Here is a 22,791-nt window from a genome sequence, read left to right as displayed (position 1 = left end):
TCTATTTGTATTGTATTTAAAATTACTACATCAGTTTACATTTTATTTTAAAATACAACTGTATATTTCAAATCTTAATATTATTCATTTTTTATTTTTATAGGAATTGTATTTTTATTATCAGAAATACAATTCCTATAAGCTTTTATTTAATATTTTTAGTAGATAAATGTTACTATTTTATTTAGTTTGACATAATATAATCTTATTTAATATTTCTTCTGTTCCATTAAAGCTCTGTCTTGTGCTTATTGATAAATTATCACAATTATTATCTATTAAATTTGATAATTCACCATGCTTTAGAACATAAGAATTTTTACATACATCTAGCATATCTTTATCCATTATTGAATCCCCTATTGCAAATGTGTCTTTATGTTGTAATTTGTTACATAGATATTTTACTGCTGTAGATTTTTTTAATTCTGCAGGTAAAAAATAAATTTTTGTTCCATTTATGTATGTATCCCAATTTAATTTCTTTATTTCGTCTATAAAAGGTTGTAGCAATTTAAAGTCAAAAGTATCTCTATCTATCACAATGTATAAAAAGAGTTCTTCTGCCTTTCTAATTTTTTTTATGCCTTTTATACTTTTATAATTTTCTAACAATTCAATTATATCTTTAATATGTGAACTTAATTTTAATTTTTCTTTTATAAGTAGTTTATATTCTTTGTCTACTTCTCCATTTACTAAAATATTTCCACCATTTGAAGTTACTGCATATTTAAAATCTAATCCGTATTTGGAAAATGATATTCTTTTAAATTGCTCTATTGTCCTCGTTGTTGTAGGTATAAAATAACTATTCTGTTTTATTTTTTTAATAAGTTCAACTGTCTCTTTTGATATATAAGATATATTTTCTCCATTGTAGATTTCTATCTCGAGTTTAGTAGTGTCGTCTTTTAAAAATCTTTTTGAATATATTATACTTCTATCTAAATCTGAAAAAACTATCATATTATATATCCTTCATTTGTTTTATTATTCCACAACAACTGTAAGCTTTAAATTTAAACTCTTCTACTTTTACGTTTTTTTCTTTTGCTAAAACTAATATATGTTTTAGTTTTTTATTATTTATATCATCTACAAGTATTTTATATGGAACTCTTCTCAAAAGCACTCTCGTTGTCTCCCCAACTCCAGGTTTTATAAAGTTTATATCATCTATATCGTATTTATCTTTTATATTTTCGACATCATCATTTCCAATTTGAGTTATTTTATCTTCTGTCCAATTTTCAATTTCTCTATCTATATTTTTATATTGTCCTTTAAAACAAGATTGTATTGTATCTATATAATTATTTGATTCATCTACTTTTTTTAATTCACTATAGTATTTTGCACCGTGAAAATCATCTTGTCCGATTAAGTCGTCTCTAAGTACTGTTCTACTTATAAGTCCACTTACTGTAGAGTTTAAACATGCACTTGGTATTAAAAAGTCATCTCTTATACCATATATATTTGAATATCCACATGGATCGGCAAGTACTGCTAAAGATGGATCAAACTCTGTATTAAATGTATTTTCAAGCTCAATACATGCCTTTTTAAGTTCATTAGCTATAGTTCCCTTTCCAGTCCATCCATCTATAAATTGTATATTTTGACTGTTATGGTGTTTATTTATTATGTATTTAATTGCATTTATATCTATACCTCTATCTCTTATTATAGAAATTGTATAATGAGGTAAATCTATATTGTATCTTTGTTTTATATATCTTTTTGCAAGTATTCCTATAGGTGTGCCTGCTCTTGCCAATGAAACTAATATTGGATTTTGATTATGTCTTTTTAAGATTTTTTCACTCATTACCCCGATTGCAAAAGCTAATTTTTCTTTGTTTTCTTTTAATTTTTCTCTGTATAAAGTTAAATACTCATCACTTACTTTATATTCTACAGGTATCATCTCTGAATAATGAGTTCCACTTTGTATTTTTCTCTCCCTCGTCAAATTATCTTCTTCTACTATCATATTAGATATATCTTTCAATAAAAAGATAACATCTTCTTTGCTGTATGTCGAAAATTCCTTCATATTATTCTCCCTTTATATATTATTTAAATAAAACTATATTTAGTTCTTTTATATCTGTATTTGAAAATATTTTTATAATTTCTTCAAATTCTTCTTTATCTTTATTTATTTCACAAAATAAAAAGCATTTGTCATATTTTATTTTGTCTATATTATATACATAATTGACTACACCTTTATTGTAAAGACTATTATGAGTAAATTTTGTCTTTATAGGGTAATTATCAATATCTATGTCTATTATTGGACTTCTAGTAGTCGAATGGTAGTATATATCGTTTTTTTTAAATTGGTCTGCAAACAACATAGGTATATACATAAACTCTTCACTACCTAAAAACAATACCTTTTCATTATCTAATATATTTAATTTAAAGCATTCATTTTTAACTTTACTTATCAGATCTAATTGATCTTTTTTATTTATGCCAAATCGTCCTGTATTTTTTAAGTATTTTTTATTTTGTTCGTACTTATCCATATCGATATAAATATAATTTACTTTTAATTTATTTTTTTTCAAAATATATTTATCTATATTTTCACTTTCTTTTATTTTACTTTTTATTTTTTCTTCATCACATTTAAATGTAAAGCTGCCTGAAAATAAATATACAAAATTTATCTCTGTATTTAAATCTTTTTCTAAGCTTTTGAATCTTTTAAAAGAATCTTCATCCATCCAGTTTAATATGGAGCATATTGTATACCTCTTTTTAGGATATAAATTGTTTATCTTTTTTATTAAGTTTATACATGTATTTCCCGTAGTTATCTCGTCGTCGACTAATATTATTTCTTCTCCATCTTTAAAATAATTTAAATCTTCATAATAAAGATAGTGGTCTGTAGCATGAGAATGTTCTTCTAAAAAATCTAGTGTCTTTTTATTTTTTACTATCTCTCTTGTTGTATGAATAAACTCAAAATCAGCATTTATATGATTAAATACGCTATGTCCAAGTCCTGTGGCCGTTTCTGCAAAAGATATAATTACACCAGAATTTAGATAATTATACTTTTTTTCATAAGCTTTGACTATCTTTAGCCCCAAATCATCCATATCACTTACCCTACATGGTAGATGTTTACCTAGAGTCTTTGATATAAATAAAAATCTTCTTTTATTGTTATTTCTAATACCTAAATCTAAATAATCATCTATATTTAAATCAAATATATTTTCCCTAAGCTTTATATTGTATTCAAAGTTTAAATTTTCTTTTAGATTATTGTCATAAGATAATTTATTATTTAATGTGTTTTTTAGTTCTAAATTATCTTTATAATCCTTCCTACTTTTTACTTTTAATAAGCTCATTATAATCTACCCCCTTATTTAAAACCCCGTATATATAAGCTAGACTTATAATTTTCTTTGCCCATTTATAATGAGGTTTATACTCATTCATCTTATCTCCCGATGAGCTTTTTTTGACACCTATTTGTGAATTATAATTTTTTATTATATCTTGAGCATCCATATAATCCTCATAAGTAATGCTAGATAAAGCTTGTACTATTTCTACTTGCTTTGGGTGTATAACTGTTTTTCCAACAAACCCATGAAACTTATCTAATTCAATTTCTTTTATGTAGAGATTTTTTATTTTTTCATCATCCATATTAAATAATTCGCTTACACCTGCGCTTATAGGTATATCTAATTCTTCTCGATTTAGATAGTTTATAACATCTTGAATAAATGAAGTTGCTATAAGATTGTCGTATATACAAAATTCTCTTTTACGCCTTATAGAATACATCCCCAATACATCAGTAAGTCCTATTCTAATGCCTAAAATTCTCTCTTTATGATTTAATATACTATAATACACCTTTTGAAATTGTGTTTCTTTTATTTCTTTATATATAAATTTACTTGACTCTATTATAGGTATAATATATAGATTATTTAAATTAAAATTATCTAATATACTTATAAAGTCTTCTAACAACTCACTATCTGCTTTTGGTATTATTATTCCTGTTATAAAGTCTTTATTTTTTATAAGAATATCTTTTATTTTTTTTAACTGTTCTTTATTTTTAACTCTTATAAATATAAGTGGAAGCTTCTCTAGTTTACAAAATACTTGCTTGGATAAATCATCTAAAACAAGTTTAAGATTTTCTATAGCTTCTCTTTCCCCAAATTCACCGATTGCATCTTCTAAGCATATTGCAAGTGGCTTTGCTTCTTTTTCTTGATTTACTACACTTTTATATATTTGCTCATATTTATTTGCTGGAATATATAAAAATGCTCCTAAAGCATATTTTAAAATATCTTTATCAGTTTTTTTATCAAACTCTTGAGGTTGTTTATAAAAAATACGCTCTAATCTCTCTTTCTCTAAATAATTAAAATACTTCACCTTTTCCTCCAATTATAAGATATTTATCTTGATGTTTATAATTATAATTGTATTTTGTAATTACAACAATGATAATTATAAATAAAAATGGGATAGCTTAAATAGAGATATCCCATTTTTATCTAAACATACTATAATATTAGATTTAAGTTTTTAATATTTTTAAAATTTACTCTTAATAAGAGTAATACCTACTTTTTATTAGATGTATTATTTTCTTTTATAAGTGCTTATAACAGAAGTATTTAGCTCTTCTAATCTTCTAGTGTTATTAGCTATTTCATCTCTATTTGCTTGCTCTATTCTCATAGTTTCTTCTATACCGCTTTTTATAGTGTTGTGCATTTTTTCTAATGTCTCTATTTGAATAGAACTTGAATTTGCCATCTTGGCAATTTGAGTACTCGCTTGAGATACATTTTGTGCATTTTTAAGAAGTAATTCATTAGTCTTATCATCAAGAGCTTGTAGTGATTTTGTTTGAAGCTCTTGTTTTTTGATAAGTATAGCTTGAGATAGACATTGCTTAAACACTGGAAGCGTTACTATAAATGCACTGTTTATTTTTCTAATTAAACCGTAGTTGTTGTGTTGCATACTTCTAAGCATTGGTATTGTCTGTAGAGAAATATTTTCAGATATTCTAAGATCATAAACTCTTTGAACCAGCATATCTTTTATATTTAATAATTCTTGATAATTTGTCAAATCCATTTGGTCTCCACTTTCAGCCTTTGCTTTAAATTGTGGAAGTAAATCATTGTCTAGTTCTTCTATAGCCATTTCACCTGCTACTATGTATTTTTCAAGCTCATTGTAGTAGTTGAAGTTTTCATTTAACATAGCGCCTAATTGTTTATTAGAATCTTGTATTTCTCTTTCATATCTTTGAAGTTCTACTTGTATTTTTTCAACTTCACTTCCTAAAGTATCGTACTTTTGGAACATAACTTCTAAAGCGCTATTTGCCTTTTTAAATAGTTTTTGGAAGAATCCTGGCTCCTTAGTTTGAGCAAAATCGTCTAAGTCGAATTTATCCATTATTTTAGTCAGCCTAACTAACATCTCTGTGTTTTTTTCATTTTGATTCATCTTTATATTTGAAAGTAAGCTGTCAGAAACTCTCGAAATACCTTCTGACGCACCTTTACCAAATTGAAGTATAGTATTTGGATTGTCTACTTCTATTAATGAAGTTAGTTGCTCAACTTCTTTAGATTGTCTTAGCTCGTTTTTTTTGTTGTCTGTATACTCAACTATATCAAAATTATCTTGTTGTACTTCTGCTATATTTTCTTCGTTTTTATTGTTATTTGTAGTGCTGTCGTTGTTATTTGAAAATTTACTAATATCTATACCCATTATCAATCACTCCATTTCCCAAATAGTTTTTCTAAGAATGAACCTACACTCTTATTTGTATTATTTATATTATGTTTATTAGACATATATTTCAAATTATAATTTATTACGTCTAATCTATGTATATCCACAATTTGATTATTTATTACATTTTCAATACAGTTTACCCCGCCTGGTGTAAATATAATTATATCAAATCCAATTTTACTTAACACAAGAAGTAAAAATACAATTTCCTTTGTAAACATTCTCATCTTTTCTATATATATTATCAACTTAGGATTTATACTTGCATAATCAAAACTATTTATTAAATATACAAATCTTTCATTCATATTTAAAACGCTATAAAGTCCTTTTACTATATCGTCTTTAGTAAGTCCTTCTATAAACATATCGCTTAAAATACTTTCTTCTACTTTATCTAAAATAATCTCCTGCCATCTCAAACTTAAATTTGAAATTGAAAAACACTTTTCTTTTATAATAGATTTTTTATTTAGTTTTCCATTATTTGAAATAAAGAATGATAAATTATAACCTTCTCTTGTAAACGGTTTTGTCAAAGCTCTTATATTATCATCGTATTGTATAAAATAAGAAAAGTCTTTTACTTGTAATTTTTCAAGTAGTGAATAATATTCATCTAAATCTCTATAAACTCCATCTATTTTTGTAAAAAATACTGGCAGTGTAACTAATTCATTATCAAATTTAAATCCAGGTCTCAACTTTAGTGGTTCATTCCAATATATATCCACTTCATCTACTGTAGAACTAAGAAGTAAAGATTTTATATTTCTATTTTGAAGTTGCCAAGGTTTTATAAAGCCAGAATCATTTAAAAGCTCGTCACTTATCTTTTTAGATGCTTGCGCTCCAACAGTATATGCTTTTTTTATACTAGATTTTTCTATTATTTCACCTTTTTGAATTCTATCATCAAAAGAAATTCTCTCTTGTACTATTTTATTATTTATTAGTTCTATTTTGAATTTTTCAATATTTATATTTTCAAATTCACTAAGTCCATTAGGATTTATATAAAGTATATCAAAGCCCGCAAAGTAAAGTATTAATAAAAAATACAGTTCGTGTTTTTTTATATCTCCGTAAAATACAACTTTTGGAGCATCTTTATAGTCAATAATAAGTGGATTTATATATATTCTTATCCAGCTCATTACCTTTATTATAAAGTTAAACTTAACTCTGTCATTGTTGAAATTTTGATTTTCTTCTTTTAAGAGAATATCAAACCCTCTTTTTATTCTATTGTTGATCTCTTCATATCTCACTAAGTCTATATCTAGATCAAATACACTACCATTGTATTTAGATACTTTGCTTTTTAAGTAAGATATTATATCGAAATCATCTGGATTTAGTATATTATTTTTAAATAGGCATATGTTTTTTTTATTTTTTATTTCTCTATTTAAATTGTATATTTCTGAATTATAAATATCTTCATTATCAATTCCTATATAAGATATAAAATAATTTTCATATCCTTTAGCTGATGTATAGTTACCCCTGTCTGATTGGCTGGAGAATATTTTACTAAATATATTTGATTTATTACCTAACTCCATTTTATCCTCCTTATAATCTGCCATTTATTATTTTAGCTACTTCATTTTAATAAAAAACAAAGTAGCTAAAACTTATTATGCCTCTACTTTTGGCATATTTTCATCATATTTATTTTCTTTTTTAAATAATCTAAATATAAATTTAACTACTTCATCTACTATTATAACACTAAATGATAAAGCTATTACTTTTATCCATTCCATAGGACTTAGAGGAACTGCATTGAAGAAATCTCTAAACACTTGTGTAAAGAAGATTTGTGCTATTCCTGTAATTGCTATTATTTGTAGTGCTAATTTATTTTTAGTTAAATTAGGTATTATACTGTCGAAGTTAAATTCTCTACAGTTAAATGCATTGAATAATGCACTAAATGCAAATATACCAAACATTACTGTTTCACCTTTTGCTTCTGAAACATTTAGTATGTTAAGTGAAGATTGTAACATAAGTATTAATGTTATAAATAAAGCATTACCTACAATTGTGAATATCATAGATTTTGTGATTATACTTGCATTTCTATTTACTGGTTTTCTATCAAGTACATGTTTTCTAACTGGTTCAAGACCTAAAGCAAGAGCTGGTGGTCCATCCATTATTATATTAACCCATAAAAGTTGGATTGTTGTAAAAGGCATTTCTTGGCCTACTACTTGTGAAATTATAGCAACTAAGAATGCTATTATATTAACTGTAAGCTGGAATTGAACAAATCTTTGGAAGTTGTCGTAAATTCCTCTACCCCATTTAATACCGCTTACTATTGTTGAGAATGAGTCATCTGTAAGTATTATATCTGCTGCATTTTTAGAAACTTCTGTTCCTGATATACCCATAGCTATACCTACATCAGCTTTTGATAATGCAGGAGCGTCATTTATACCATCACCTGTTACAGCTACTACTTCACCATCTGCTTGTAGAGCTTGAACTATTCTCATTTTACTGTCTGGTTTACTTCTCGCAACTATAGATATAGTTTTGATTTCTTCTTTTAGTTCTTCATCAGTTAAAGTATCTATATATGATGCTTCTACAGCTCTCATATTATTTTTAAGAAGGCCTAAATCTTCTCCTATTGCTCTAGCTGTATTTATATTGTCACCTGTAAGCATTTTTACAGCAACACCTGCATGATTTGCAGTTTCTACAGCTTCTTTAACATCTGGTCTAAGTGGATCTCTTATTCCTACAAAGCCTCCAAATACTAAACTTTCTTCACATTTTTCTATACTTATTTCGTCTTCTTCAAGAGCTAGGGCTGCTTCTTGCGACTCATTATAAAGAGGCATTTCTTTATATGCAAATCCTAAAGCTCTCATAGATTTTTCTTGTAATTTTGCTATTTCAGAAAGTATTTTTTCTTTTCTTTCTTTAGTAAGTTCTTTTATACCGTCTGGCTCTTGTACATATTTACAAAGTTCAAGAACTATTTCTGGAGCTCCCTTTGTAAGTAATACATATTTATTTTCTTCACTTATTATAGTAGACATTCTTTTTAAATTAGATGAGAATTGATTTTGGGCTACTACTACAGCTTCTTTTCTCATTTTTCTATAATCAGTGTCTTTATTTCTAAGAAGTAGAGCACATTCTGTCGCACTACCTAAATATTTAGTTTCATCTTCTGTTATTTCTATATCTGCTGTAGAGTTTACTGTACAGTTTTCTAAGAAGTAACTGTTTGATTCTATTTTGTCTTGTATATATCTACCGTCTATATATGCAACTTCTACAGTCATTCTATTTTGAGTTAATGTACCAGTTTTATCTGAACATATAACTGAAACTGAACCTATAGTCTCGCATGCTTCTTTTTTAGTTACTAAGGCATTTATTTTAGCCATTTTTTGCATTGTTATTGCTAAAGTCATATTTATCATAGTTGGAAGTCCCTCAGGAACTGCTGCAACTATTAACGCTACACAAACTGTAAATGCAGTTTTTATTCCGTCTATTGAATCTAAAAATGCAAATACATTTGATGTATCTACTTTAAGTCCATTTAACACCATTTTTGCTACCATAAATATAAATAGTAAACCTGCTATTGCACTTGAAATTTTAGCTATCATTGTACCTAAATTTCCAAGTTTTATTTGAAGTGGTGTCTCTTCTTCATCATTTGATAGATGTCTTGCTATATCTCCCATTTGAGTATTATCTCCTATAGAAGTTACAACCATCATACCTGTACCATAAGCTACTAGTGTTCCGCCAAATACCATATTTATTTGTTTAGCTGGTATTGGCTCAAGTTCTTTTATACCATCTTTAGTTTCTACTTTTTCCATATTGATGATAGCATCGCATTTTTTAGATACATCGTCAGACTCACCTGTCAACATATCTTCTCTTACTTTTAAGTTTATACTTTTTATAAGTCTACCATCTGCTGGAATCATATCTCCTGTTTCTATAAATACTATATCTCCAGGAACTAATTCTGATTTTGAAACTTGTTCTACTTCACCATCTCTAAGCACCTTAACTTCTATATTTTCAGTTAATTTTGATAGTGCTTCTGCTGCCTTTTTAGAACGACCTTCTGTTATCATTCCTATCGCTATACCTATTGCAATGGCACAAACTATACCTATTGCATCGTGGAACTCTCCAATAACAGCACTTATTATAGCTGCTATTATAAGTATTACTATCATAGGCTCTGATAGTGCATCTTTTAAATCATCCCAAAAACTACCTTCTTCGATTGGTGTAAATTCATTTAGGCCGTATTTTTCTCTTCTCGATTTTACATCTTCAGTAGAAAGACCTCTGTCTCTATTTACACCGAGCTCTTTTAGTACATTTTCTTTACTTTCACTATAAAATTTCATTTTTACACTCCGTATGCTTTTCTTTCAAGATTTCTTTTCATGTCGTTTAATCCTGTGTCATTTGTCCCTTCACCTATTGCAGAGAACTTCCAAGTGTTATCATGTCTATATATAAGACCTACTATTAATGCAGTCTTTCCATTGTAGTCGTCAGATAAGTTGTATCTAGCAATTTCTGAATTGTTTTTTGCATCATTCATTCTTATATATGCATTTTTAATCATGCCGAAGTTTTGATTTCTTCTGACACAGTCGTATATATTTACAACAAATAATAATTTACTAACTTGAGAAGGTATTTTATCTAAGTCGACTAAAATTACTTCGTCATCTCCTGCCCCTTCTCCAGTTAAGTTGTCTCCAGTATGTATTATAGAGTCGTTTTTTGTTCTTAAGTTACCAAAGTAAATTAAGTCAACTGGTGTGCTATCTTCATTTAATAAAAATACAGAAGCATCACAATCTATATCAGCGTTTCCCGAACCAAATAAAGCTTTAAAAAAGCCCCCACCTTGTTCAACTGGATCCCATCCTAAGCCAACTCTTATTGCACTTAGTCCTGGATTAGATTTTTTTAAATCGATTTTTTGTCCTTTTTTAAGATTTATCGCCATAGCTTTCCTCCATAGAATTTGTTTTATACGTTTAATCCGTATTGTTTACAAAGAGCTTCAAGTCCACCTTCGAACCCTGCGCCCACTGCTGAGAATTTCCATTCTCCATTATTTTTATATATTTCACATACAACTACTGCAGTTTCTATTGAGAAATCTTCCCCTAAATCATATCTAAGCAATTCTTCATCATTGTCTGAATTTAGAAGTCTTACATAAGAATTATTTACTTGTCCAAAGTTTTGTCTTCTTTCTTTAGCTTCATATATAGTAACTGTTACAGCTATTTTTTCTATTGTGTTTGGCATCTTTGAGAAATCTACTAGTATTTCTTCGTCATCTCCATCGCCATCACCAGTTCTGTTATCACCTAGATGTTCTACAGCTCCTGATGGATGTTTTAAGTTGTTGTAGAATATAAAATCTTCGTCATTTTCTACTCTTCCACTTTTACCTACCATAAATAAACTTACATCAAGGTCAAAGTCTTCTCCTCCATCAAACACATTAGTATCCCAACCTAATCCTAATTTAATATGTTTAAGTCCTGGATTGCCTTTAGTTAAATTGATTTTTTGTCCTTTTTTTAATTGAATTGCCATAATTCTCCCCCCAAAAAACTATTTTTATACGTTAACTCCAAAATTTTTACAAAGAGCTTCAAGTCCACCTTCAAATCCTGAACCTAATGCATTGAATTTCCACTCTCCATTATGTCTATATATTTCACATACAACTACTGCAGTTTCTATAGAAAAATCTTCGCCTAATTCATATTTTAGAAGTTCTTGATTAGTATCTGCATTTACAACTCTTACATAAGAGTTATTTACTTGTCCAAAATTTTGTCTTCTTTCTTGTGCTTCATGTATAGTTACAGTAAAAGCAATTTTATTTACATTTTGTGGCACTAAACTTAGATCCAGCTTTACTTGCTCATCATCGCCGTCTCCTTCTCCAGTTAAATTATCACCTAAATGTTGTACGGCTCCTGATGAATGTTTTAAATTATTGTAGAAAATAAAATCAGAATCACTGTTTACTTTATCATTTTCTCCTAATAAAAATGCTGCTGAATCTAGGTCAAAATCAAACCCTCCATCGTATTTATTTGTGTCCCATCCTAGCCCTACAACTATGTTTTTAAGACCTGGGTTTCCTTTAGTTAAACTAACTTTTTGACCTTTTGATAATGTAATCGCCATTATGATCTCTCCTTTTTAAATTTTTGTTAAATATAATACCCTATTAAATACTATTATATCATTTTTTACATCATATAGGAAATATTATTAGCATCTCTAAACTTATTATTTAGGTTTTGATATTAAATCAATTTATAATACTTTTTTCTATTTTGTAACATAATATAATCGAGGTGATTATAATGAGAAATTTAATTTTATTAATATTTATTTTTATATTAAATATTAATAACTATCTTGATTATTCCTATGCGCTAGAATCATTTAATTTAAGGCCTATTGAGCTAAGCTATAACTTTTATGACTTAAATAAATTTATAGACACAGATACATTAAAGTACTCATATTGTCAATACAACGCTTATTTAGATAATCTAAATTATGAGTTAAAAGATAATAAAGAATTTAAAGATGCTTCTTTAGAAGAGATTTTAACTAATTTAGATTCTATGCCAGATAATATAGCCTTAAAAGTAAAGATGAATGCTTCACACGCTCTAAATTATGAGTATTTTTTTAAAAGTTTATCTCCTGAAAAAACATTCGTAAAAGGTAAACTTTTAAAAGAAATAAACAAGTCATTTTCATCTTTTGATAACTTTAAATCTGAATTTAAAAAATTAGCTTTAGATTCAAAATCGACTTGGATTTTCTTAGCCAAAAATTCTCAAAATGAATTATACTTGACTACCTCCAAAGAAATCTCTTGTCCAATAATTTATAAACATCAAATAATCTTATGTTTAAATATAGACGAAGAGCTTTATTCCAATAAAAGCGCACTTGTGGATAACTTCTTTAATTTTGTAAATTGGCGACAAGCTTCTCAAAATTACAATCAAAATAGGTTATTAAACAAAATTAGAGGTTAAAATAACCTCTAATTTTATTATCTATATACTTTTATCTAACTTTTTTATTCGCTTCAATATATTCTTCTTGTTCTTGCTCTTCTTTTTCTTTATTAACTACTTTTTCTTCTATATAATCTAAATCTTTATTTAATTTATTACCTAATTTCCATGCTATAAATACTACTGCGCAAAAACCTATAATCTTAACTGGACTTGTGATAAATCCATATATATCTTGACCTATATAACTTATAACTAAAAACATGATGAATTTACCTGATAATACTGCTGAGATAAATGTAGTCTTGTGTCTTTTACTTATTCCAGACGCAATAGTAATCACACATGCAGGTAAAAATGGACATGCATAAGCTATAAATAATAGTTTAAATCCTCTTTTTTCTATCCATAAAATAGCCTTTTGTATTTTATCGCTTTTAATTTTATCTAGTATTTTACTATTTTCACCTATTTTATAAATTATTAAAAATAAACATATTGTCCCCATAACAGAGCCTAACCACGATATTAAAAAACCTTTTAACATCCCAAATAATGCTGCATTAGCAGTTATTAATGCAACTAATGGTAGCATAGGTATAAAACTCTCTATAAATGTGCTGAAAAATCCTACACATAATGAAAGTACCCAATAATCCTGAACTAAATTTTGTAAAGCTTGTATATATTCCATAATATCTTTCTCCTTAGTTTTAACATTATAAAACTTGTATTTTAAAGAGATTCATCTTTATTTTAACCACTTATTTATTTTATATTTTAAATCTCTTATAAATATGCTCTTTTTTAGAATTATCTTATAATATGATTATAACCTATTTAAATGTATTTTTTATTTAATTATTCTTACATTTTAATAACAATTATGTAAGAATATATTTAAGAAAATTGTAATAAACAAAAAAGAGCTAAAAATATATTTAAATACTTTTAGCTCTTTTATTTATTGTTGGTTTTTAAAATGTAAATCCATTTGTGGATAAGGTATATCTATACCTTCTTTATCAAATCTTGTTTTAACTGTTTCTAATAAATCAAAATATACTGGCCAGTAATCTGAATTTTTCACCCACACTCTAACTGCAAAATCTAGAGAACTTGCATTGTGTTGGATAAGTCCTATAAATGGATCTGGTTTTGATAAGATAAGTTTATGATTGTCCACTATTTCTTTTAATACTTTTCTAACTTTTAATAAATCTGAATCATATGCAACTGAAAATACTAAATCTACTCTTCTAGTTTCTTTAGCTGAATAATTTATCAGACTTCCGTTGGATAATGTACCATTTGGTATCATAACTAATTTATTATCTATAGTAGCTAAATTTGTGTAAAATACTCCTATTTGCTCTACTGTACCTTCAAATCCTGATGTTTGTATATAATCTCCTACTTTAAATGGTCTTAAAAATAGGATTATAAATCCTCCAGCAAAGTTTGATAGACTTCCTTGAAGCGCTAAACCTACAGCAACCCCAGCAGAAGCTAATATTGCAGCTAGTCCTGTAAGTTTAATATCCCAATATCCGCCTACTATTACTAATAATAATATACATTTTAGAGATATATTTATACATGATTTTAAAAACTTAACGATTGTTACATCTACAGCTTTAAGTTCTGCAAATTTTAAAAATCTCTTAGATATATTATTTATCACTTTAAATCCAATAATTATTACTAGAACACCTATTATAAGTTTTACACCCATATTTATACCGTCATCTAATACCCAATTTGACAGTTTCTTCATAACTGTTGCAAAAGATAAGTGATCAAAGTTCATATTCGAGATTTCTTCCACTTTATTTCCTCCTCCATACTTTTTTGTCTCATATATAATAACATATTTTCAAAAAATATTGGAGATATATATTTTTTATCTTTTAATATAATATTATTTTACAGTTAATCCTGTTTTTACATTTCTTACCTTTGATTTTTACCAATATTTGAGTTATTATTTAATCAACATTAAATTTCATATATTATATACATCAGGGGGGAATACAAATGAATGATTTTTGTAGTAATTGCAAAGGAGAAAATTCATGTATAATATCAGAAAGTTCATCTAATTATTTTTATTGTGAAAATTGCGGGGAAAACAAAGAAATCGCTTTAAAAAATAATTTATTTGACTTAATTTTTAAATCTTTAGATACATATTTCAAACATACCCACACTAAATCTATATACAATTTAAAAATTAATGTCGAATTAAAAGATGGTTACTTAATAGAAGAGATCAATGGGGATATACTAAACAAGAAGGAGTGTCCATTTATCTTATCAAGAAAGGATGAATACTTCTTTAAAAATACTTTAAATTATCTAATAGAAGATGATTTACATATAACTAGCGATGAAATCGACTTAAATGTCAACTTCATCAATTAACAAAAAATAAAAACACCTTTTAAAGGTGTTTTTGTTTTTTATAATACATAGATATCATTATTTATATTTAATTTGTTAATCATATTTTACTTTTTTAATAGCTAAGAACTATATTGCTTATTAATGCAAAAAATTCTCTTGTATAATTTAAAATTGCTAATTTTGAATTTGATTTTGATGTATAAAAACTCATTTGTTTATATCCACTCTTTCTAGAAATAACTTTACTTCTCAAAGTGTGAAAATCAGTCGTTATAACTTTTATTTTTAGGTCTTCTATTTTTTTATTAGATAGATTTTCTATTATTTTCTTAGAAAAATCAAAATTCTCTTTTGTTGTTTTAGATTTATCTTCCATTATAATCATATCTTTATTTATACCTTTTGATACTAGATAGTCTTTCATTGCAGAGGCTTCAGTTATATCCTCTCCTCTTCCTCTACCGCCTGAGACTATTATCATTTTTTCTTGTTTTGTTTTATTTAAGTATTCTATACAAGTATCTAATCTATCTTGCAAACTCTTACTTATATTTGTTTTATTTACTAATGCACCCAAGACTATTATATAGTCGCAATCTGAGTTTAAATTTTGCTTTGGATAAAATACCATTATAGATTCAACTAAGATAAATATAGAAATAAATATCATAAGTATTTTCTTGGCAAATTTATATAATTTTTCTTTTTTTATTAAATACTTTTTTGTAAAATGATATATAAAACAAAACATCCCTAAAACTAAAAATAAATATTTAAATCTTAAAAACGACATTATATTTATAATAAAAAAGTAAAAAATAAGTAAAGAACCTATTATTAAGTCTATATATTTTTTTAACATATTTTTATTTTGTATAAATATACACCTTTCTCTTTTAATTATATATATTAAATAAATTTATAGTAGTGGAGCAAACATCCTTATAATTAACCTTCCAAACTTTCTTATCACACTAGTATTTTTACATTCGGCCATAGTAACTTTATGGCATTTCTTCAATGTATCTAAATAATCTTTTTTTATATCACTTATACTATCTGTTTTATAAAGCCATACACCACATTCATAATGTAAGTACAAACTTCTAAAGTCCAAATTTATACTTCCAACTACTGCGTATTCATCATCTACAACAAAGGTCTTGGCATGCATAAACCCAGGTATAAATTCATAAATCTCTATCCCATCTTTTATAAATGATTCATAATATGATTTTGTAACAGCGTGGACAAATTTTTTATCAGGTATATAAGGTGTTACTATCTTAATATCTACGCCAGATTTTGATGCTATTTTAAGTGCAGTCGCCATCTCATTGTCGATTATTAAGTATGGAGTATTTATATAAATATAATCTTTTGCTTTATTTATCAAGTTTAAATATACAGTCTCACCTATTGGTTCATTTATAAGAGGACTGTCATCAAAAGGCTGTACATATCCATTTGTGTTGTAATATTTATCTTTAGATGGTTTAAATCTCATATAATCTTCTTCTCGATTATCTATATAGTCCCACATAGATAAAAACATTCTAGTCAAATTCCAAACTGCATCACCTTTTAACATTATAGCTGCATCTTTCCAATATCCATGCTTTTCATATTCATTTATATATTCATCAGCTAAGTTTATACCTCCTGTAAATCCTACATCCCCATCTATCACTACTATTTTTCTGTGGTCTCTATTATTAAGCCTTCTTGTAAAAAAGGGTTTAACCGGATTAAATACCTTGCATTTTATACCCTTAGCTTCTAATTTTTTTTGATAATTATGTGGTAGTGTAATTATACACCCTACATCATCATAAATAACCCTCACATCAACACCTTGTTTTACTTTTTCTTCTAAAATTTCTAATATTGAGTTGAACATTTTTCCCTCTTGTATTATAAAATACTCTAAAAAAATAAACTTTTTAGCTTTTTTCAATTCTTTCAAAAGAGCTTCAAACTTCTCCTCCCCAATTTTAAAATAAGTCGTCTCTGTATTATTATAAACAGGGCATTTTGCATAATTTAATATATATTCACTTTGATTTTTTGCATATATATTATCTTCTTGTAGTTTTTGTATTATTTTATCATTTTGTTTTAAAGAGTGTGTCATCTCTATATTTTGTATCGCCATCTTAAGCTTTTCTCTTGCACTGAGTTTATTTCCACCGTATAGTAGATAAAAAAGCCCACCAAATACAGGGAAAATCATCACAGGAATAATCCATGCAATTTTATAACTAGGATTACTTTTACTATTAGTAATTATAAAAACTATTACAATGCTAAGTGCTAGAGAAGCTATATAGAAGTTAAAGAAATACTCACTATATTGTAATAAGAAAAATATTATTATTGCTACTTGTATTAAAAACGAAATTGCCAGAAGTATTATTCTCTGTACAGATCTTTTAAATAAAATATTCATAAATTCCCCTCTTTTGCAATATATTCACTATTATTATATGTTTTTATTTCAGTACTGATATAAATTTAAAAAGAACCACTATATGAATAATTATTACATAATGGTTCTTTTAAATCAATTTATAATGTGTATCAATTTTTTAACTAAACTAAAATAGATAATTTATCTTCTAGCATCTTTTTAGCAATTTGAGGATTTGCTTGTCCTTTTGAAGCTTTCATCACTTGACCCATTAAATAACCTGCAGCTTGTTTTTTACCAGCTTTAAAGTCTTGTATTGATTGTGGGTTATTTTGTAAAACTTCATCAACTAATTTTTCAAGTTCGTCAGATGAACTTATTTGAGTAAGTCCTTTTTCTTTTATTATAACTTCTGGTGATTTATTAGTATCGAACATCTCTGCAAATACTTCTTTACCAGCTGTCTTACTTATTTTGCCTTCATCAATAATTTTAATTAGATGAGCTAAGTTTTCAGGTTCCATTTTTATATCTTCTGGTTCTAATCCTTTAACGTTTAGAAGTCTCAACATATCTCCTAAGATATAGTTGTCTACTACTTTAGGATCTACACCAAAAGCTACAGTATCTTCATAAAAATGAGCTAGAGTTTTATTAGATATTATTATAGATGCATCTTTTTGAGGTATTTTATAATCTCTTATAAATCTTTGTTTTTTCTCTGCAGGCATTTCTGGAAGATTTTCTCTTGTTTTATCTACAAAAGACTGCTCAATTATAATAGGTGTTAAATCTGGTTCTGGGAAATATCTATAGTCATGAGCTTCTTCTTTTGAACGCATTGGTAAAGTTTTGGCTTTTGCTGCATCCCATCTTCTAGTCTCTTGTCTTATTTTATACTCTTCACCGTATTGATATAATTCTCTTTGTCTTTTTTCTTCTCTCTCTAGAGCTTTTTGAACTTCTCTAAATGAGTTTATATTTTTTATTTCGACTTTTGTTCCGTATTCTTCTTGTCCAACAGGTCTTATAGATATATTGGCATCACATCTTATTGAACCTTGTTCCATACGACAGTCAGATACTTCAGCATATTCAAGTATTCCTTTTAATTGTCTCATAAACTCTGCAGCTTCTGCAGGAGATCTTAAATCTGGCTCTGTAACTATTTCTATTAGAGGTACACCACATCTGTTGTAATCTATTAGTGAAAATGGTTCATCTTCTAAATGCACAAGTTTACCTGCATCTTCTTCTATATGTATTCTGTTTATTCTTACTTTTACTTCCCTTCCCTCAAAATCGAATTTAACTAAACCTTCACCACACATAGGTATATCGTATTGTGATGTTTGGAAGTTTTTTGTCAAGTCTGGATAGAAGTAGTTTTTTCTGTCCATCTTATTGTAGTTATTTATCTTGCAACCAAGAGCAGTTCCAGCCTTTACTGCAAGTTTTATTACATCTTCATTTAATACTGGTAAAGTCCCTGGAATACCTAAGCATATTGGACAAGTATTTTCATTAGGTTTTTTACCGAATTCTGTAGAACAGCTACAGAATATCTTTGTTTTTGTTTTTAATTCGGCATGTATTTCAAGCCCTATGACTGTTTCATATACCATAATCTACACCTCTCTATCAAATTGTAGTGCTAATTTCTTTTCAAGTTGATAAGCAACTTTGTATATCTTATCTTCGCTAAATGTATCTCCTATTAATTGGATACCTACTGGAAGTCCCTCTTTGCTCTTTCCTCCTGGCATTGACAATGCTGGCATTGTAGCTAAGTTTATATTTATTGTATATATATCAGCTAAATACATTGCAGTAGGGTCTTCACACCTTTCTCCTATTTTAAATGGAAGTATTGGAGAAACTGGTCCAAGTATTATATCGTATTTTTTAAATGCTTCTTTGAAGTCTTGTTTTAATTTTGTTCTGAATTTTTGAGCTTTATTGTAATAAGCATCATAATATCCTGATGATAATGCATATGTTCCAAGCATTATTCTTCTTTTGACTTCACTACCAAAACCTTCACTTCTACTTTTTTCTATCATATCGTCTACTGATGTGTAGTCTTTTGCTCTATATCCGTAGCTAACTGAGTTAAATCTAGCTAAGTTAGAACTAGCTTCTGCAGAAGATATTATGTAGTATGGAGCAAGCCCGTCTTTAGTTATCGGTAGGGAAAATTCTTCTACTTCACATCCTAATTCTCTCAATGCGTCTAAATCTTTAAGTACTATTTCTTTTATCTCAGGGTCTAATCCCTTTTCTTCTATAAATTCTTTTGGTATACCTATTTTCATACCTGCTATGTCTTGGCCTAATTGTTTTGTATAATCTACCTTTTCGCGTCCTTTTGCAGTAGTACAATCTAAGTCGTCTTCTCCTGCAATTATATCTAATAGATAAGCATTATCTTCTACATTCATTGAAAATGGCCCAATTTGATCAAGTGATGAACCAAAAGCTATAAGCCCAAATCTAGATACTAATCCATAAGTTGGTTTCATACCTACTATACCGCAAAATGATGCAGGTTGTCTTATTGAGCCACCAGTATCAGAACCTAGTGCTAGTGGAACCATTTCACTTCCAACAGCAGCCGCAGAACCACCAGAAGACCCACCAGGAACTCTAGTTAAATCGATTGGGTTTTTTGTAACCTTCATAGCTGAGTTTTCTGTTGAAGATCCCATAGCAAATTCATCTAAATTTGTCTTACCTATAAGTATTGCATCTTCAGCTTGTAATTTTTTAATTACTGTTGCATCATATGGTGGCACAAAATCCTCAAGCATCTTTGAGGCACAAGTTGTCTTTACACCATGTGTACATATATTATCTTTTATCGCTATAGGTATCCCAGCAAGTAATCCTAAATTCTCACCTTTAGCTACTTTTTCATCTATTTCTTGTGCTTTTTTAAGAGCTTCATCAGTTTGAAGTAATAAGAAAGCATCTACTTTATCTTCTCTTTTATCTATTGTATCTATATATGATTTAACAAGATCATAACTTTTTACTTCGCCAGATTTTATTTTAGCTACTAATTGTTTTATACTCATTATAAAGTCCTCCTACTCAATGATTTTTGGCACTTCTATTGCAGTACCTCTCATTGTTTTTACATTTCTAAATAAATCTTCTATCTCACATTTTTTAGGAATGTCTTTTCTAGTTACAGATACTGTAGGTCTTATTTCTACAACATCGTCTAAGTCTAGTGCATCTAGTGTTTTAAATTGTTGTAATATATTTTCAAATTCTTTTGCAAATTTTTCAGCTTCATCTTCGTCAAAATGTAGCTTAGCTAATTGCGCAATATATTTAACTTCATCTTTACTAATTGCCATAATAATTTCTCCTTTTAATTTTTATTTTAAAACTCTATTTAAATATGATATTTATCAAGTTTTAAATTTTATATACTACTTTATATTTATATATTACCATAACTATCTTATGGAGTTAATCTCTTCATATCTCTAGGTATAAGGGCAGCCTCTCTTATGTTTGAAAGTTTTAGTATTTTCATAGTAAGTCTTTCAAGACCTATAGCAAATCCACCATGTGGGGGCATACCGTATTTAAATGTTTCTAGATAAAAATCAAAATCTTCTGGGTTTAATCCAAATTTAATTATATTTGCCTTTAACATTTCGTAATCATGTATTCTTTGACCACCTGTAGTTATTTCAAGCCCATCGTATATTAAATCAAAGCTCTTTGTCAAAGTTTTGTCTTTATCATCAGGCATAGTATACATAGGTCTTTTTGTAACTGGGTATTTAGTTAAAAATACAAATTCTGTGCCGTATTCTTTTTTAACATAATCACAAATTAATTCTTCACCTTTTGCATCTATATTTCCAAGTGGTGATTTTTTATTGTATTTTTCAAGAAGGATTTTGTGAGCTTCATCTAAAGTTATTCTAGGTATTTTAACTTCATCAGGAAGTTTTACTTTATACATTTCTAATTCTTTTTTACAAACTCTATTTAGATGTTTAAATAAATAATCTAAAAAGCCTTCTTCTAAATCCATAAGTTCAAATTCATCTTTTATAAATCCCATCTCAACATCTAAACTCACATATTCATTTAAATGTCTCCAAGTGTTGTGAAGTTCTGCTCTATATGCATGACCTATTTCATATACTCTTTCAAATCCTGCTCCCACCATCATTTGTTTATAAAATTGTGGTGATTGAGCTAAGAAAGATCTTCTATCAAAGTAGTTTACTGTAAACATCTCTGAACCACCTTCAGTAGATGAATCTATTATTTTTGCTGTGTGTATTTGTTCAAAGTTTTTACTTCTTAAATAATCTCTAAACGCTTGCTCTATTTCATTTTGTACCTTAAATATTGCCCTTATTTCTGGCCTTCTAAGTGCTATCGTTCTATGGTCTAATTGAGTTTCTAAAGCTGCTTTATTTTTAAAACTATTTATTTCAAAAGGAAGTTTATCATAATATGTTTTTCCTAGTATTTTAATTTTATCTACAATTATTTCTATTCCACCTGGTGCTTTTTCATTTTCACTTTTTTTACCTACTACTTCTACAGCATTTTCAAGTTTTAATCCTTCTATTTGATCTTTATCTGTTACAAGTTGTACAATACCACTTTTATCTCTTAATTTTATAAATACTACACTACTCAAATCGATAATTTTATATATCCAACCTCTAAGTAGCACAACTTCATCATCTGAAACTTTAAGTTCACTTATAAAAGTTCTATCTAATGTTTTTTCTATTGTCTGCATAAATTTCACCCTTTCTTTTATACTAATTATTATTTTCCCCTTAATTTTTTCAATTAAAAAACCCGTCTCTATACTAATGTATAGGGACGGGATAATTTCCGCGGTACCACCCTAGTTGGCTAAAAGCCCAACTCTGCAAAGTACTAATATACTTTTTCTCCTTTAACGGTGAGACTCCGTTTAGCTTTACTCTTATAAAGTATAATTTCTTCTAACTACTCCAAAGTGTTATTTCAATTTAAGTATCATATAGAGCTTCCACCATCCTCTACTCTCTG

The 22,791-nt window shown here is 27.6% G+C and carries 20 protein-coding genes and 1 other annotated feature (1 of these 21 only partly in view); of the genes, 2 read left to right on the top strand and 18 right to left on the bottom strand.

The features are described 5' to 3' along the window. Positions 1-180: 180 nt before the first annotated feature. From ABCM86_RS06165 to ABCM86_RS06120, 10 genes are all read right to left on the bottom strand, one after another. Positions 181-969 carry an HAD hydrolase family protein gene (locus ABCM86_RS06165; RefSeq protein WP_343003687.1) on the bottom strand — a complete coding sequence of 263 codons (789 nt, stop codon included), beginning with the start codon at positions 967-969 and terminating at the stop codon, positions 181-183. A gap of 1 nt (position 970) precedes the next feature. Continuing rightward, the gene (locus ABCM86_RS06160) at positions 971-2,062 is read right to left on the bottom strand and encodes a cysteine protease StiP family protein (protein ID WP_343003686.1); all 1,092 of its coding nucleotides are present in this window, start codon (positions 2,060-2,062) and stop codon (positions 971-973) included. 19 nt (positions 2,063-2,081) lie between these two features. Further along, positions 2,082-3,383, bottom strand: a complete 1,302-nt coding sequence (locus ABCM86_RS06155) for a phosphoribosyltransferase family protein (protein ID WP_343003685.1) — start codon at positions 3,381-3,383, stop codon at positions 2,082-2,084. Beyond that, positions 3,358-4,440, bottom strand: a complete 1,083-nt coding sequence (locus tag ABCM86_RS06150; protein WP_343003684.1) for an HpcH/HpaI aldolase/citrate lyase family protein — start codon at positions 4,438-4,440, stop codon at positions 3,358-3,360. The genes ABCM86_RS06155 and ABCM86_RS06150 overlap by 26 nt, the downstream gene beginning before the upstream one ends. 210 nt (positions 4,441-4,650) lie before the next feature. Further along, entirely contained in the window at positions 4,651-5,802 is a 1,152-nt protein-coding gene (locus ABCM86_RS06145) for a toxic anion resistance protein (RefSeq protein ID WP_295572199.1), read from the bottom strand. A 2-nt stretch (positions 5,803-5,804) separates the two neighbouring features. Continuing rightward, positions 5,805-7,397, bottom strand: a complete 1,593-nt coding sequence (locus tag ABCM86_RS06140; RefSeq protein ID WP_295572202.1) for a YceG family protein — start codon at positions 7,395-7,397, stop codon at positions 5,805-5,807. Positions 7,398-7,472: 75 nt separating this feature from the next. Next, a complete protein-coding gene (locus ABCM86_RS06135) occupies positions 7,473-10,241 on the bottom strand; it encodes a calcium-translocating P-type ATPase, PMCA-type (RefSeq protein ID WP_295732678.1) in 2,769 nt (922 codons plus the stop codon). Positions 10,242-10,243: 2 nt separating this feature from the next. Next, positions 10,244-10,855: a TerD family protein gene (locus tag ABCM86_RS06130; RefSeq protein ID WP_195930857.1), complete on the bottom strand. Its 612-nt coding sequence runs from the start codon at positions 10,853-10,855 to the stop codon at positions 10,244-10,246. A gap of 23 nt (positions 10,856-10,878) precedes the next feature. After that, complete coding sequence (locus tag ABCM86_RS06125; protein ID WP_195930858.1) at positions 10,879-11,457, bottom strand: TerD family protein; 579 nt, start codon at positions 11,455-11,457, stop codon at positions 10,879-10,881. A gap of 24 nt (positions 11,458-11,481) precedes the next feature. Continuing rightward, positions 11,482-12,060 (bottom strand): TerD family protein, encoded by a 579-nt coding sequence (locus ABCM86_RS06120; protein ID WP_195930859.1) that lies wholly within the window; start codon positions 12,058-12,060, stop codon positions 11,482-11,484. Between the two features lie 182 nt (positions 12,061-12,242). Between ABCM86_RS06120 and ABCM86_RS06115 the strand changes: the two genes are divergently transcribed. Continuing rightward, positions 12,243-12,932 (top strand): Fe-Mn family superoxide dismutase, encoded by a 690-nt coding sequence (locus ABCM86_RS06115; protein WP_195930860.1) that lies wholly within the window; start codon positions 12,243-12,245, stop codon positions 12,930-12,932. A 31-nt stretch (positions 12,933-12,963) separates the two neighbouring features. Here ABCM86_RS06115 and ABCM86_RS06110 read toward each other — a convergent pair whose 3' ends face one another. Both ABCM86_RS06110 and ABCM86_RS06105 read right to left on the bottom strand, forming a co-directional pair. Beyond that, positions 12,964-13,608, bottom strand: a complete 645-nt coding sequence (locus ABCM86_RS06110; protein ID WP_195930861.1) for a VTT domain-containing protein — start codon at positions 13,606-13,608, stop codon at positions 12,964-12,966. Between the two features lie 270 nt (positions 13,609-13,878). Further along, positions 13,879-14,724: a mechanosensitive ion channel domain-containing protein gene (locus tag ABCM86_RS06105; protein ID WP_343003694.1), complete on the bottom strand. Its 846-nt coding sequence runs from the start codon at positions 14,722-14,724 to the stop codon at positions 13,879-13,881. Between the two features lie 227 nt (positions 14,725-14,951). On the opposite strand from ABCM86_RS06105, the gene ABCM86_RS06100 reads away from it, so the two are divergent. Continuing rightward, on the top strand, positions 14,952-15,338 hold the full coding sequence (locus ABCM86_RS06100; RefSeq protein WP_195930862.1) for a hypothetical protein: 387 nt from the start codon (positions 14,952-14,954) through the stop codon (positions 15,336-15,338). 94 nt (positions 15,339-15,432) lie between these two features. Here the strand turns inward: ABCM86_RS06100 and ABCM86_RS06095 are convergent, their stop codons facing one another. The 6 genes from ABCM86_RS06095 to aspS form a co-directional block, all read right to left on the bottom strand. Then, positions 15,433-15,990 carry a YdcF family protein gene (locus ABCM86_RS06095; RefSeq protein ID WP_295732682.1) on the bottom strand — a complete coding sequence of 186 codons (558 nt, stop codon included), beginning with the start codon at positions 15,988-15,990 and terminating at the stop codon, positions 15,433-15,435. Between the two features lie 249 nt (positions 15,991-16,239). Continuing rightward, the gene (gene cls / locus ABCM86_RS06090; RefSeq protein WP_343003683.1) at positions 16,240-17,769 is read right to left on the bottom strand and encodes a cardiolipin synthase; all 1,530 of its coding nucleotides are present in this window, start codon (positions 17,767-17,769) and stop codon (positions 16,240-16,242) included. 143 nt (positions 17,770-17,912) lie between these two features. Next, positions 17,913-19,355 (bottom strand): Asp-tRNA(Asn)/Glu-tRNA(Gln) amidotransferase subunit GatB, encoded by a 1,443-nt coding sequence (gatB, locus tag ABCM86_RS06085; RefSeq protein WP_195931542.1) that lies wholly within the window; start codon positions 19,353-19,355, stop codon positions 17,913-17,915. 3 nt (positions 19,356-19,358) lie between these two features. Further along, positions 19,359-20,807, bottom strand: a complete 1,449-nt coding sequence (gatA, locus tag ABCM86_RS06080; RefSeq protein WP_195931543.1) for an Asp-tRNA(Asn)/Glu-tRNA(Gln) amidotransferase subunit GatA — start codon at positions 20,805-20,807, stop codon at positions 19,359-19,361. Between the two features lie 12 nt (positions 20,808-20,819). After that, a complete protein-coding gene (gene gatC / locus ABCM86_RS06075) occupies positions 20,820-21,095 on the bottom strand; it encodes an Asp-tRNA(Asn)/Glu-tRNA(Gln) amidotransferase subunit GatC (RefSeq protein ID WP_195931544.1) in 276 nt (91 codons plus the stop codon). Positions 21,096-21,202: 107 nt separating this feature from the next. Next, on the bottom strand, positions 21,203-22,513 hold the full coding sequence (gene aspS / locus ABCM86_RS06070; protein ID WP_195931545.1) for an aspartate--tRNA(Asn) ligase: 1,311 nt from the start codon (positions 22,511-22,513) through the stop codon (positions 21,203-21,205). Between the two features lie 79 nt (positions 22,514-22,592). Next, positions 22,593-22,791: a binding site (T-box leader), on the bottom strand; it runs 41 nt beyond the window's last position.

It is taken from the genome of Clostridium sp. 2218st1_F5_2218SCRN_220325 (assembly GCF_039062665.1).
GTDB lineage: Bacteria > Bacillota > Clostridia > Peptostreptococcales > Peptostreptococcaceae > Intestinibacter.
The sequence above is the reverse complement of the archived record's forward strand: the minus strand, read 5'-3'. Positions and strand labels throughout refer to the sequence as shown.